The following is a 13,048-nucleotide window of genomic DNA, read 5'->3' on the forward strand; positions in this document are numbered from 1 at the left end:
CGCGCTCGCGCTGCGGGACGGGCTGACGCCTTCTCATGCGTGACACAGGAGGGCCTGGCCGTCAGGCGTCAGGCGTGTGGCACACCGCTTCGATATTGTGGCCATCGGGTCCGATGACGAAGGCGCCGTAATAGTCCGGATGGTAGTGGGCGCGGATGCCTGGCGCGCCGTTATCCTTCGCACCCGCTTCGAGCGCGGCGGCGTAAAACTGGCGCACCTGCTCGCGGCTCTCGGCCGCGAAGGCGATGTGCATCGGGCCCGGCGCCGGCCCGCTCTGGCCGAACCAGATTTCGGCCTTGCCATGTTTGCCGAGCCCCGCCCAGCCTTTGAATTCCATTACCAGCGAAATGCCCAGCGGCGCGAGCGCCTTGCTGAAAAAGGTTTTGCTCTCGTCATAGTTACTAACCGAAAAGCCAAGATGGTCGATGATCATGCTCTCTCCATGTCGTTACAATCATTCAATCATAATTGAATGGCAATGCGCGGGCAAGCGCCGTCGCGGCCTCAACAACCAATTCCTCCGTGGCAGGCAATGTGTTTCAGCAAGAAGCCTTTGGCCTTTTGCGCCGACAAGAACAAGCAAGAACCCGACGAGTTGTTCCCGGAGTAGCCCATCAGCAGATCGAGTTCGCCGTCGCGATCGAGGTCGCCGGCCCATTGCAGGCTCACACTGGCCTCGATGCCCGGTTCCACGCGCAGTTCCTTGAGTGGCGTGCGCTGCGCACCCTTGACCAGGAAAACCCGCTTGTTCTTCGTCTCGATGCGGAAATCAAGGCCCTTGAACCTGATATCGACCGGGCTGCCGGCCTCGATCAGCGGGCCGCTTTCTCCGGTCTCGTTGTCTGTTACCTCGAGCGGACCCGGGGTCAGGTAGGGCAGGCGCAGCAGGGCTAGCGCGTTTTTCCGGCTCGATGCGATGCGCACGCCCGTGCGCTGGCCGGGTTCATCGGAGATGGTGTCCTCGAAGCGCGTGCTCCTGACCTTGGCCGGGAGCAGTTCCCAGCGTTTGCCGACGGGCGCCAGCGCCAGCCAGCCGGCGCCGGGATGGACCGGCGCTTCTCCCTCATGGTAGTCGCCCGCCAGCAGGAAGGTCCCGCCGATGTCCGGCTCGCTCGATACCGCAGGGGCGGCGGCGCAAGCGAGCACGGTCGCCGACAGGGAGAGCAGGAGGACCGATTTCACGGCGTGTTTATTCTTCGCGCACCCAAACTTGCGAGCGGCCGAACATCGGCATGCCGACATAGCCGCGCACGTTGAGCTTCTTGCCGCCTTCGACGACTTTCAGCTTGCTCTTGTAGACCTTGCCGTTGTCCGGATCGAGAATCTGGCCGCCGGTGTATTCGTCGCCTTCTTTTTTCAGGCCGCTCATGAAAGTCATGCCGAGGATCGGCTGGTCCTTGTTGACGCCTTCGCACTTGTTGCACTTGGGATTTTGCTCGGTGCCCTCGGGACGGAACAGTTTTTCCAGCTTGCCCTGGATCTCGCCGTTGTTCTCGCTGATGCGGATCAGCGCCTTCGGCTTGCCGGTCACGTCATCGATGTTTTTCCACAGGCCGACCGGGGACGCTGTTTCCTGCGCCATTGCCGGCGTCATGGCCAGCATGGCGGCGATCAGGGTGGCTGTTGTCAGTGCTTTCATGGTGTCTCCAGTATTGTTAGTGTATGCAGCGTTGCTAGTGTAGCAAACTGGCTTTGCACTGACCCCACAACTTTGTATCAGCTTGTGTGGGGTTTACCGGAACGGCTCAGGGCGCCGCGATGATCTTGACGATCTCGACGCGCGTGCCGGGGACCAGCGCGCCTTGGGCGGTCTGCTCTTCGGTGCGGATCCAGCCGAAGCCTTTGGCGCGCCACGTCATCGACACCTGGCCTGCCACCGAACCAGGGAAGGCAATCTTGCAGGCGTTGGCGAACTGGCGTCCGGCGACGGTGATCGTGTCGAAGCCGACGAAGGTCAATTCGTCCGACAGTGTCTCGACCTCGGTGTTCGTGACGATCCGCGATGCGCCGGACTTGTCGAACTCGAGGTGCCAACTGGTGCTGGTGTTGGTGTAGTTGGCCATGACCGTCTGGCCTGCAACCATCGTCAGCGGGAACGACGCTTCCTTGGAAAAGACGTCCTTGCCTTTCTGGGCGCCGCTCGTATCGTACTGGCCTACACCGAGCATCCTGTAGACATTGTTGTCCAGAGTGAAATACGGACCGCCACGGCGCGCGCCGTTATCGCGCAGTTCCACGATGCCGTAGGCCATCACGCCCTCGAACATTTCCTGGACAACGACGTGGGTGTAGGTATCGGACGTTGTGTATTGGGTGCCAGGCGTGACCTGGAAGCAGTCGGCGAACGACGGCGAGGCGGACGTCGACGTACCGGATACCGGCGCCGGGGCAGGCGCGGGCGCCACCACCGGAACCGGCGCGGGCGCCACCACCACGGGCGTCGCCGGCGCCATGGCCGGCGTGGTAGTGTGATCGGACGATCCGCCGCCGCAACCGGCGATCAGGACGCTGGACAGGGCGATGGCATAAGCTGATTGTTTCATGGTATTCCTCTTTCAAAAATTGTCGTTCTGCGCCAGCCAATGGAAATCCATCACGGCCATGCCGCGGGCTGTGCAAGTTGCTTGTCTGCGTGAACCGCTAAATGATGTTGTTATGCGCGCTGGGAACGCCAGATCCGCGCGAGCGCACGGAACCGGGTATCAGGGTGTCGGTCGACGGCAAGCGTCGCTGAACGGGAACAAGTCAGTACGTACAGCGCGCTTTTGCTCTATCGGGAGAAGCAAAAGCGCGCCGCACCGTTGCAACAGCTTACGCGGTCGGCAACTTGGCCAGCTGCTCGCGCAGCTTCTCGATGGTGGCCGAGAACGCGACCAGGCGCTCTTTTTCCTGCGCCACCACCGCCTCAGGCGCGCGCGCCACGAAGCTCTCGTTGCCCAGCTTGCCGTGTACCTTGGCGATTTCGCCTTCGATGCGCGTGATTTCCTTGGCCATGCGCTCGCGCTCGGCAGCGACATCGATTTCCACCTTCAGCATCAGCTTGGTCGCGCCCACCACCGCCACCGCCGCCGGCGATTCCGGCAAGGTGTCGACGATGTTCACTTCCGACAGCTTGCCCAAGGTCTGCACGTAGGCCGCATAGCTTTCCAGGCGCGCGCGGTCGGCCGCGTCGGCCGCTTCGACGATCAGCGGCACGCGCATCGACTCCGGCAGCTTCATTTCGCCGCGCAGGGTACGGGTGCCGTCGGTCAGCGCCTTGAGCTGGCCCATCCACTCTTCCGCGCGCTCGTCGATGAGCGCGGGATTGGCTTCCGGATACGGCTGCACCATGATCGAATCGCCGGCCGGGTTGAGCGTTTTGCCGGCCAGCGGCGCGACGGTCTGCCACAGCGTTTCGGTCACGAACGGGATGATCGGATGCGCCAGGCGCAGGATCACTTCCAGCACCCGCAGCAAGGTGTTGCGGGTGGCGCGCTGCTGGCCTTCGCTGCCGTGCTGGATCTGGACCTTGGCCATTTCGAGGTACCAGTCGCAGTAGTCGTACCACACGAACTTGTGGATGGCCGAGGCGATGTTGTCGAAGCGGTAGTCGTCGAAGCCCTTGGCCACTTCCATCTCGGCGCGCTGCATGGTCGACAAAATCCAGCGGTCGCCCTGCGACAGGTCGGCGTCGGCCGGTACGCCGCAATCCTTTTCCTGGGTGTTCATCAGCACGAAGCGGGTGGCGTTCCACAGCTTGTTGTTGAAGTTGCGGTAGCCTTCGGCGCGACCCAGGTCGAAGTTGATGTTGCGGCCCAGCGAAGCATAGCTGGCCATCGTGAAGCGCACGGCGTCGGTGCCGTACGCCGCGATCCCCGCCGGGAATTCCTTGCGCGTGGCCTTGGCGATCTTTTCGGCGTCGCGCGGATTCATCAAGCCGGTGGTGCGTTTTTCGACCAGCGCTTCCACATCGATACCGTCGATCAGGTCGATCGGATCGAGCGTATTGCCCTTCGACTTGGACATCTTCTGGCCGCTCGAATCGCGCACCAGGCCATGCACGTACACGGTCTCGAACGGCACCTTGCCGGTGAAGTGCGCGGTCATCATGACCATGCGCGCCACCCAGAAGAAGATGATGTCGAAGCCCGTCACCAGCACCGACGACGGCAGGAAGGTCTTGAGGTCGAGCGTTTCTTCCGGCCAGCCCATGGTGGAGAAGGGCACCAGCGCCGACGAGAACCAGGTATCGAGCACGTCGTCGTCGCGCCGCAGCGGCGCCGTCACGCCGGCCGCCAGCGCCTTGGCCTTGGCTTCTTCTTCGGTCTTGGCGACAAAGATATTGCCGGCATCGTCGTACCATGCCGGGATCTGGTGGCCCCACCACAGCTGGCGCGAAATGCACCAGTCCTGGATGTTGTTGAGCCACTGGTTGTAGGTGGTGTTCCAGTTCTCGGGCACGAACTTGATCTCGCCCTGGGCGACCTTGTCGAGCGCCACTTCGGCGATCGATTTACCCGGGAAGAAAGTGCCTTCCGGGGCCGGCTTGGTCATGGCCACGAACCACTGGTCGGTCAGCATCGGCTCGATCACGACGCCGGTGCGGTCGCCGCGCGGGACCATCAGCTTGTGCGGCTTGACTTCCTGCAGCAAGCCTTGCGCATCGAGGTCGGCCACGATCTTTTTGCGCGCGACAAAGCGGTCCAGGCCACGGTAGGCTTCTGGCGCTTCGTCGTTCATTTTGGCGTCGAGCGTCATCACGCAGATCATCGGCAGCTTGTGGCGCTGGCCGACCAGGTAGTCGTTCGGGTCGTGCGCAGGGGTGATCTTCACGCAGCCGGTGCCGAAAGCCTTGTCGACGTATTCGTCGGCGATGATCGGGATTTCGCGCTCGGTCAGCGGCAGCTTGAGCATCTTGCCGACCAGCGCCGCGTAGCGCTCGTCGGTCGGATCGACCGCCACGGCGACGTCGCCGAGCAGCGTTTCAGGACGCGTGGTGGCCACCGTCAAATGGCCGCTGCCATCGGCGAACGGATAGCGGATGTACCACATCGAGCCGTCTTCTTCGACCGACACCACTTCCAGGTCGGAGACGGCGGTGCCCAGCTTCGGATCCCAGTTCACCAGGCGCTTGCCACGGTAGATCAGGCCCTGTTCGAACAGGCGCACGAAGACGTCGGTGACCACTTTCGAGCGCGGTTCGTCCATCGTGAAGTATTCGCGCGACCAGTCGGGCGAGGTGCCCATGCGGCGCATCTGGCCGGTGATGATGTTGCCCGACTTTTCTTTCCATTCCCAGACCTTGGCGACGAACTTCTCGCGGCCCAGGTCATGGCGCGACACTTTTTGCGCGTCGAGCTGGCGCTCGACCACGATCTGGGTGGCGATGCCGGCATGGTCGGTGCCCGGAACCCAGGCGGTATTGAAGCCGCGCATGCGGTAGTAGCGGGTCAGGCCATCCATGATGGTCTGGTTGAACGCATGGCCCATGTGCAGGGTGCCGGTGACGTTCGGCGGCGGCAGCTGGATGCAAAACGACGGCTTGTCGGCGTCGGTGGTCGCGGCGAAGTAGCCGCGTTTTTCCCACTCCGCGCGCCAGTAGCGTTCAATGTCGGCGGGCTCGAAAGATTTGTCTAATTCCATGGTTTGTCGTGTATTTTTGCGAAAACGTTCATTATAGAGGACTACGGGGCGCAGCCGGGACGGGCGTTTATTGGGCGGCGGCGCGCTGGCGCAGCGCTTCCAGCGTCTTGGGCATGCTGCCACGGCTCATGCTGTCGACGATCCAGCCCAGTCCCATCGGCACCGGCCCCGGATCGGTGTACACCATGTACTTGACCACGGTCTTGTTCTTGTCCGCCGCGTGCGGCGCCAGCAGCCAGTAACCGGTGGTGTCGGCAATCGCCTCCTCGGCGCTCACGCCGGCCCAGGGCAGCATCTTCCACGACAGCTGGCACTGCGCGGCGGACACCTTCGGTTCCATGCGCAGGCGGTACTTTTTCACCTTCCCGAGCGGCAGCTTGAGCGTCATGTCGACCTGCGCCGCATCGTCCTTGCGCACGAGCGCCACCTTGTCCACGTTCGGCATGAAGGAGGGGTAGGCGGCGTAATCCTGGATCATCGTACACAGTGCCGGCAGCGGCGCGTTGATGATGGTGGCGGCCATGAAGGCCTTGCCGGGCTGGCCGGCCTTGCTGACGTCGGCGAGGGCGACTTCGGTCTCGCTCAGTTTGGCGGTGTCGATGCCGGTGCCGGCCAGCGCGCCGGCGCAGGCGCTGAACATGGTTGCGGCAAATAGGAGTCTGGTCATGGTGCGTTCTTCAGTGTGGTCATGGCGTGCTGGCCGGCCTGGCCAGCACATGGTCGAGGACATCGGCGGCCGCATGCGCGCGGCCCAGGGCGCGCGCGCGTTGGCCCATGGCTGCCAATTGATCGGGATGCGCGAGCAGGTGTGCGATGCGGTATTCCAGCGTCGGGCCGTCAACCGCCTTGAGGGCGACGCCCTGTTCGAGCAGGTAATCGGCGTTGCGCTCTTCCTGCCCCGGAATCGGCGAATTGACGATCATCGGCAGGCCCATGGCCAGGCATTCCGAACTTGTCAGCCCGCCCGGCTTGGTGATGACCAGGTCGGCGCACGCCATCAGGCGTTCCACCTGGTCGGTAAAACCCTGCGCCAGCAAGCGTCCCGGAAAACGCGTCGCCAGGACCTTGAGCGCGGCCAGCGCCTTGGCGTTTTTGCCGGCCAAGACGATCAGCTGGAACGTGCCCTCCAGGGCCAGCAGGCGTTCGGCCACCGTGTCCAGGCTGCCCAGGCCAGCGCCGCCGCCCATCAGCAGGAAAGTGGTGGTGCTTGGGGCGAGCCCGAATTCGCGCGCGCATTCGGCGCGATCGAGCGCCTGGCCGAAGGCCGGCATGATCGGAATGCCGGTCACGTGGATGCGTTCGGGCGCAATGCCGCAGCGGCGCATGCGGTAGGCGACTTCCTCGTTGCCGGCGAAGTAACCAGCCATGTTCTCGTGTACCCACATGCGGTGCAGGTCGAAGTCGGTCACCTGCACCCACACCGGGGTGGTGAAGCCGCGCTTGCGGATCGCGCGCGCCAGGATTTCGGCCGGCAGGAAGTGGGTGCAGACGATGGCGTCCGGCTGCGCCTCTTCGATGGCGCTCATCAGCGCGCGCGTGTTGAGGCGTTCCAGGCCGCGCCGCAGCTGCTGCATGGTGCTGTCCGGGCGCGCATCGTTGCTGGCCTGGTACAGGTAGCCCCACAGCGCCGGCGCCTTGTTCACCAGTTTCAGATAGAACTCGGTGTACATCTTGCGAAAGGCAGAAGGAACGTAATCCATCACGTCCAGGTGGGTCGCCTCGATGCCGCCCGGCGCCGCGTTGGCGGCGGCGCGAATCGCTTCGGCCGCGCGCATATGGCCGGCGCCGGCGGAAACGCTTAACAGTAAAATTTTCTTGCTCATACTTCCTTCTGAGGTAGCGGCGCGGGACCGGCCGGATCGAGACAGCGTACAGCCTATCATCTCCGCAGCCACAGGACTGAAAAAGCTGCCCAAAAAGCCATGTTGTCCCGCCTATCAAGGGGTATAATTGCGCTCGCTGCCGCAAGGCGGCACACGCTAGGGGTCCTGCAAATCGCAACAGCGAGGCGCGGGTGAGAAACACCCTCTGAACCTGATCTGGATAATGCCAGCGAAGGGAAGCCAGTGAGTTCCATGGGTGCGCCGTCACGGCCGCAATTCCGGGCTCCGACTCCTTTGCTGGCTCCTGCACGCAATGGAGCCACATGAACGCACCGCTGAAAGCCCCCCTCAAATTCGATTCCGCCACCGCTACGGTGGATGAAGCGGCGATTGCGCCTTTTCCGAATTCCCGTAAAGTCTATACCCAGGGCAGCCGCGCCGACCTGCGCGTGCCGATGCGCGCCGTCAGCCAGTCCGACACCGCCGCCTCCTTCGGCGCCGAACCGAATCCGCCGGTGTATATATATGACACCTCCGGGCCGTACACCGATCCGGAGGCGACCATCGACATCCGCTCGGGCCTGGGCACCCCGCGCCTGCCGTGGATCCTGGAACGCGGCGACACCGAACAACTGGCCGGACCCAGCTCCGCTTACGGCCAGGCGCGCCTGGACGACCCGGCGCTGGCCGCACTGCGCTTCCAGCTGCAGCGTACCCCGCGCCGCGCGCTCGATGGGGCCAACGTGACGCAGATGCACTATGCGCGGCGCGGCATCATCACGCCCGAAATGGAATACGTGGCGATCCGCGAAAACCTGCGTCGCCAGGAGTACCTGCAGGAGCTCGAAGCGTCCGGCCCGATGGGCAAGCGCAGCGCCCAGCTGCTGGGACGCCAGCATCCGGGCCAGTCCTTCGGCGCCTCCATCCCGGACACCATCAGCGCCGAATTCGTGCGCGAAGAAATCGCCCGCGGCCGCGCCATCATCCCGGCCAACATCAACCACCCGGAAGTCGAGCCGATGATCATCGGCCGCAATTTCCTGGTCAAGATCAACGCCAACATCGGCAATTCGGCCGTCACCTCGTCGATCGGCGAGGAAGTCGAAAAAATGACCTGGGCGATCCGCTGGGGCGCCGACAACGTCATGGATCTGTCGACCGGCAAGCACATTCACGAAACGCGCGAATGGATCATCCGTAACAGCCCGGTCCCGATCGGCACCGTGCCGATCTACCAGGCGCTGGAAAAGGTCAACGGCAAGGCCGAAGACCTGACCTGGGAGATCTTCCGCGACACCCTGATCGAACAGGCCGAGCAAGGCGTCGACTACTTCACCATCCACGCCGGCGTGCTGCTGCGCTACGTGCCGATGACGGCCTCGCGCCTGACCGGGATCGTCTCGCGCGGCGGCTCGATCATGGCCAAGTGGTGCCTGGCGCATCACAAGGAATCGTTCCTGTACACGCATTTCGAAGACATCTGCGCCATCATGAAAGCCTACGACGTCTCGTTCAGCCTCGGCGACGGCCTGCGTCCGGGTTCGATCTACGACGCCAACGACGAAGCGCAACTGGCCGAGCTGAAAACCCTGGGCGAGCTGACCCAGGTCGCCTGGAAGCACGACGTGCAGGTCATGATCGAAGGCCCGGGCCACGTGCCGATGCAGCTCATTAAAGAGAACATGGACCTGCAGCTGGACCAGTGCGGCGAAGCGCCGTTCTACACCCTGGGGCCGCTGACGACCGATATCGCACCCGGCTACGACCACATCACGTCGGGCATCGGCGCGGCCATGATCGGCTGGTACGGCACCGCCATGCTGTGCTACGTCACGCCCAAGGAGCATCTGGGCCTGCCGAACAAGGATGATGTCAAGGATGGCATCATCACCTACAAGATCGCGGCCCACGCGGCCGACCTGGCCAAGGGCCATCCGGGCGCGCAGATCCGCGACAACGCGCTGTCCAAGGCGCGCTTCGAATTCCGCTGGGACGACCAGTTCAACCTGGGCCTGGACCCGGACAAGGCGCGCGAATTCCACGACGAGACCTTGCCCAAGGATTCGGCCAAGGTGGCGCATTTCTGCTCGATGTGCGGGCCGCATTTCTGCTCGATGAAAATCACCCAGGAAGTACGCGACTACGCCGCCAGCATGAACGTGAGCGAGCAAAGCGCGCTGCGCCAAGGGATGGAAGTGAAAGCCATCGAATTCGTGCGCCAGGGCGGCGAGCTCTATAAAAAGGTATGACCGTGATCGAGATCAAGATCGAGATCGAAGTCAACGGCGAGGCACGGCGCGTGGCGCCGGGCGCCTCCTTGCTCGACCTGGTCGAGGAACTTGGCCTGCCGCCGGGGCAGGCCATGGCGCTGGCGGTCAACCGCCAGGTGGTGCCGCGCCAGCAATGGCGGCAACGCCCGTTGCTGGCGCTGGACAAAATCGAGATCGTGCGCGCCATCGGCGGCGGCTGACATAAAGGGTAGCAGACATGAAAATGAACGACAACAACGGGGGCGGCGACGTCCTCACCATCGCAGGCAAAACCTACCGTTCGCGCCTGCTGGTCGGCAGCGGCAAGTACCGCGACCTGGCGCAAACGCGCGCGGCCACCGACGCCGCCCAGGCCGAGATCATCACCGTGGCGATCCGCCGCGTGAACATCGGCCAGGACCGCAACGCTCCCAGCCTGCTCGACGTGCTGCCGCCCGACCAGTACACGATCCTGCCCAACACCGCCGGCTGCTACAACGCCAAGGACGCGGTGTACACCTTGCAGATGGCGCGCGAACTGCTGGGCGGGCGCAAGCTGGTCAAGCTCGAAGTGCTGGGCGACGAAAAGACCCTGTTCCCGCACATGCCCGAAACCCTGATCGCCGCCGAAGCGCTGGTCAAGGACGGTTTCGACGTCATGGTCTACTGCAGCGACGATCCGATCCAGGCGCGCCTGCTGGAAGAAATCGGCTGCGTGGCCGTGATGCCGCTCGCCTCCCTGATCGGTTCGGGCATGGGCATCCTCAACCCGTGGAACCTGCAGCTGATTATCGAGCAGGCCAAGGTGCCGGTGCTGGTCGACGCCGGCGTGGGCACGGCGTCGGATGCGGCCATTGCAATGGAACTCGGTTGCGACGGCGTGTTGATGAACAGCGCCATTGCCGGCGCGCGCGATCCGGTGCGCATGGCCGGCGCCATGCGCCTGGCGGTGCAGGCCGGGCGCGAAGCCTTCTTGGCCGGGCGCATGCCCAGGCGCTTCGCCGCCGTGCCGTCTTCGCCGGTGACCGGCAAAGTCGCGTGACAGGGCAGGGCGCTTGCATGCCGGCGGTGCTGGTGTTCGCCGGCCTCGATCCGTCGGGCGGGGCCGGCATCGCGGCCGACCTGGGCGCGATCGCGGCCCAGGGCGCGCACGCGCTGCCGGTGGTCACCGCGCTGACGGTGCAGGACCATAACCGCGTGTACGACATCGTGCCGGTCGATTGCTCCCTGCTGGTGCGCCAGGCGCAGGCGCTGATCGACAGCGTCGCCATTGGCGCCGTCAAGCTCGGCATCCCCGGCAACCGCGCCAACGCCGAAGCGATTGCCGCGCTGGTCAATCAGCTGCGCCAGCGTGACCCGGCGCTGCCGGTGGTGCTCGACCCGGTGCTGGCCAGCGGCCATGGCGACGCGCTCTCGCGCGGCGATGCGCTGGCCGAGCTTGCGCCCCTGCTGGCCGTGGCCACTCTGGTGGTGCCGAACCTGCGCGAAGCGCAAGCCCTCGGCCGGCTTATGTGTCCGCACGTGCTGGTCACCGGCGGCCATGGCGACGGCCCGGATGTGGTCAACCGCTGGCAGAGCGCGGAACACCAACAGGAATGGCGCTGGCCGCGCCTGCCCGGCGAGTTCCATGGCAGCGGCTGCACCCTGGCCGCCGCCATCGCGGCCCGCCTGGCGCTGGGCGAATCGATGCAAGAGGCCCTCGAACGCGGCCAGTCCTATACCCATCAAAGCCTGGCGCAATCGTTTTCGATCGGCGCCGGGCAGCGCATTCCACAGCGCTTACCTTCCTTACTATGAAACTGAAAGCGACACTCCCGATGCGAGGACTTTACCTTGTCACCCCCAACTGGGACGATACCGAACGCCTGCTCGATTGCACCCGCGCCGCCCTCGAGGGCGGGGTCGCGCTGGTCCAGTACCGCCACAAGGACGCCAGCCCGGCGCTGCGCCGGCGCCAGGGCGCGGCGCTGCTGGCGTTGTGCCGCCGCTACGGTCGTCCGCTGGTGATCAACGACCACCTTGATCTGTGCCTGACGCTCGGCGCCGACGGCGTTCATGTGGGCGGGCTTGATGCCAGCGTGGCGCAGGTACGCGCCGCGCTGGGACCCGGCAAGATCGTCGGCGCCTCCTGCTACGGCGACCTGGAACTGGCGCGCGCGGCCGAACGCGATGGCGCCACCTACGCGGCCTTCGGCGGCTTCTATCCCTCGCCGGTCAAGCGCTACAGCTTCATCACGGCGCCCGATATCTTGCTGGAAGCGCGCAGGGCGCTCGCGCTGCCGCTGGTGGTCATCGGCGGCATGACGCCCGAAAACGCGGCGCCGCTGGTCGATCGCGGCGCCGACATGGTGGCGGCGATCACCTCGGTCTACGCCAGCCTTGATCCGACGTGCGCCGCGCGCCAGTTCGATGCCTTGTTCGGCGCACAGCGCAAAACGTGCGCGAACATGACCGGGGCCGTATAATCTTTTTACACTTCTTCCAGCGTAAAAGGATTGCCGTGCCAAATCCCGCCCCTGTCGCGAAACGTCGCATCCTCATCGTCGACGACGACCCCTTGCTCCTGCAGTTTCTCAATGAAGTCATTGGCCACGCCGGTTACGACACGGTGACCGCATCCTCCGGCGAAGAAGCGCTGCAGCAGATCGCCGCCGGCGAGCCGGACATGGCCCTGCTCGACATCACCATGCCGGGCATGAGCGGGCTGGAACTGGCGCACCACCTCAAGACCCACAGCACGGTGCCGTTCATGTTCCTGTCGGCCATCGGCGACAGCGAATCGACCCGGCAGGCCGCCGCTTACGGCGCGCTGGGCTACCTGGTCAAGCCGGTCGACGCCGAGCGCCTGATGCCGGCGTTCGAGGCGGGCCTGGCGCGCGCCGACGATATCCGCGAACTGCGCCGCACCGAATTGAACCTGAACGCGGCGCTGGCCGCCGGACGCGAAACCAGCCTGGCCGTGGGCCTGTTGATGGGCAAATTCCAGACCGACCGCAACACCGCTTTCGAGGTGCTGCGCGACCACGCGCGCTCGAGCCGGCGCAAGATCAACGAAGTGGCCGACCAGCTGCTTGCCGCCGAAGAAACATTGAACAGTTTGCATTCCGGTTTCGCCAATCGTCTCAAAGCCAAGTGATTGCGCACGAAGGCGTTGCGCATTGCGCACGCTTTCACATAAAAATTTCTTGCAGACTGTTCCCGTAGGGCAAATGTTTGCTACACTAAAAGCGTGAATTCCAGTTTGTTCACACAGTTCCCCGCGTGATTGAGCCCTGACCCGCTCGCGTCCGCCCTTTTCCAGCGCCGCCTTTCCCCTGCGGCCGATAGATGTTTTCGGCCCAGCTCCGCCGATTG

At 64.4% G+C, this 13,048-nt stretch carries 13 protein-coding genes and 1 riboswitch; of the genes, 6 read left to right on the forward strand and 7 right to left on the reverse strand.

The window, feature by feature from the left end; genetic code table 11:
* Positions 1–61: 61 nt before the first annotated feature.
* The 7 genes from F1735_RS01265 to F1735_RS01295 form a co-directional block, all read right to left on the reverse strand.
* Positions 62–433: a VOC family protein gene (locus F1735_RS01265; protein WP_187364115.1), complete on the reverse strand. Its 372-nt coding sequence runs from the start codon at positions 431–433 to the stop codon at positions 62–64.
* Positions 434–504: 71 nt separating this feature from the next.
* Positions 505–1,182: a hypothetical protein gene (locus tag F1735_RS01270; RefSeq protein ID WP_167235223.1), complete on the reverse strand. Its 678-nt coding sequence runs from the start codon at positions 1,180–1,182 to the stop codon at positions 505–507.
* Between the two features lie 7 nt (positions 1,183–1,189).
* Positions 1,190–1,639, reverse strand: coding sequence for a DUF2147 domain-containing protein (locus tag F1735_RS01275; RefSeq protein ID WP_166870354.1), 450 nt, complete (start codon positions 1,637–1,639; stop codon positions 1,190–1,192).
* 106 nt (positions 1,640–1,745) lie between these two features.
* A complete protein-coding gene (locus F1735_RS35465; RefSeq protein ID WP_187364116.1) occupies positions 1,746–2,543 on the reverse strand; it encodes a hypothetical protein in 798 nt (265 codons plus the stop codon).
* A 268-nt stretch (positions 2,544–2,811) separates the two neighbouring features.
* A complete protein-coding gene (locus tag F1735_RS01285) occupies positions 2,812–5,622 on the reverse strand; it encodes a valine--tRNA ligase (protein ID WP_167235224.1) in 2,811 nt (936 codons plus the stop codon).
* A 67-nt stretch (positions 5,623–5,689) separates the two neighbouring features.
* Positions 5,690–6,289 carry a hypothetical protein gene (locus F1735_RS01290; RefSeq protein ID WP_167235225.1) on the reverse strand — a complete coding sequence of 200 codons (600 nt, stop codon included), beginning with the start codon at positions 6,287–6,289 and terminating at the stop codon, positions 5,690–5,692.
* 19 nt (positions 6,290–6,308) lie between these two features.
* The gene (locus F1735_RS01295) at positions 6,309–7,445 is read right to left on the reverse strand and encodes an MGDG synthase family glycosyltransferase (protein ID WP_229505577.1); all 1,137 of its coding nucleotides are present in this window, start codon (positions 7,443–7,445) and stop codon (positions 6,309–6,311) included.
* Positions 7,446–7,593: 148 nt separating this feature from the next.
* A riboswitch (TPP riboswitch) is annotated at positions 7,594–7,700 on the forward strand.
* A gap of 80 nt (positions 7,701–7,780) precedes the next feature.
* Here F1735_RS01295 and thiC point away from each other — a divergent pair.
* The 6 genes from thiC to F1735_RS01325 are packed head-to-tail and all read left to right on the forward strand — an operon-like array spanning position 7,781 to position 12,830.
* On the forward strand, positions 7,781–9,694 hold the full coding sequence (thiC, locus tag F1735_RS01300; RefSeq protein WP_167235259.1) for a phosphomethylpyrimidine synthase ThiC: 1,914 nt from the start codon (positions 7,781–7,783) through the stop codon (positions 9,692–9,694).
* Between the two features lie 2 nt (positions 9,695–9,696).
* On the forward strand, positions 9,697–9,915 hold the full coding sequence (gene thiS / locus F1735_RS01305) for a sulfur carrier protein ThiS (protein ID WP_373888449.1): 219 nt from the start codon (positions 9,697–9,699) through the stop codon (positions 9,913–9,915).
* Positions 9,916–9,932: 17 nt separating this feature from the next.
* Positions 9,933–10,736 (forward strand): thiazole synthase, encoded by an 804-nt coding sequence (locus F1735_RS01310; RefSeq protein WP_167235227.1) that lies wholly within the window; start codon positions 9,933–9,935, stop codon positions 10,734–10,736.
* 17 nt (positions 10,737–10,753) lie between these two features.
* Positions 10,754–11,491 carry a bifunctional hydroxymethylpyrimidine kinase/phosphomethylpyrimidine kinase gene (thiD, locus tag F1735_RS01315; protein WP_167235228.1) on the forward strand — a complete coding sequence of 246 codons (738 nt, stop codon included), beginning with the start codon at positions 10,754–10,756 and terminating at the stop codon, positions 11,489–11,491.
* Between the two features lie 20 nt (positions 11,492–11,511).
* Entirely contained in the window at positions 11,512–12,159 is a 648-nt protein-coding gene (gene thiE, locus F1735_RS01320; RefSeq protein ID WP_167235229.1) for a thiamine phosphate synthase, read from the forward strand.
* A gap of 35 nt (positions 12,160–12,194) precedes the next feature.
* Positions 12,195–12,830, forward strand: coding sequence for an ANTAR domain-containing response regulator (locus F1735_RS01325; protein ID WP_167235230.1), 636 nt, complete (start codon positions 12,195–12,197; stop codon positions 12,828–12,830).
* The last annotated feature ends 218 nt before the right edge of the window (positions 12,831–13,048 follow it).

Source organism: Massilia genomosp. 1, from assembly GCF_011682185.1.
Lineage (GTDB): Bacteria > Pseudomonadota > Gammaproteobacteria > Burkholderiales > Burkholderiaceae_D > Telluria_A > Telluria_A rubra.

Coding starts and splice junctions, on each gene's coding strand:
- thiD (WP_167235228.1), top strand. CDS start 10,754: ATGCCGGCGGTGCTGGTGTTCGCCGGCCTCGATCCGTCGGGCGGGGCC.
- F1735_RS01310 (WP_167235227.1), top strand. CDS start 9,933: ATGAAAATGAACGACAACAACGGGGGCGGCGACGTCCTCACCATCGCA.
- F1735_RS35465 (WP_187364116.1), bottom strand. CDS start 2,543: ATGAAACAATCAGCTTATGCCATCGCCCTGTCCAGCGTCCTGATCGCC.
- F1735_RS01265 (WP_187364115.1), bottom strand. CDS start 433: ATGATCATCGACCATCTTGGCTTTTCGGTTAGTAACTATGACGAGAGC.
- F1735_RS01290 (WP_167235225.1), bottom strand. CDS start 6,289: ATGACCAGACTCCTATTTGCCGCAACCATGTTCAGCGCCTGCGCCGGC.
- F1735_RS01295 (WP_229505577.1), bottom strand. CDS start 7,445: ATGAGCAAGAAAATTTTACTGTTAAGCGTTTCCGCCGGCGCCGGCCAT.
- F1735_RS01285 (WP_167235224.1), bottom strand. CDS start 5,622: ATGGAATTAGACAAATCTTTCGAGCCCGCCGACATTGAACGCTACTGG.
- thiE (WP_167235229.1), top strand. CDS start 11,512: ATGCGAGGACTTTACCTTGTCACCCCCAACTGGGACGATACCGAACGC.
- F1735_RS01275 (WP_166870354.1), bottom strand. CDS start 1,639: ATGAAAGCACTGACAACAGCCACCCTGATCGCCGCCATGCTGGCCATG.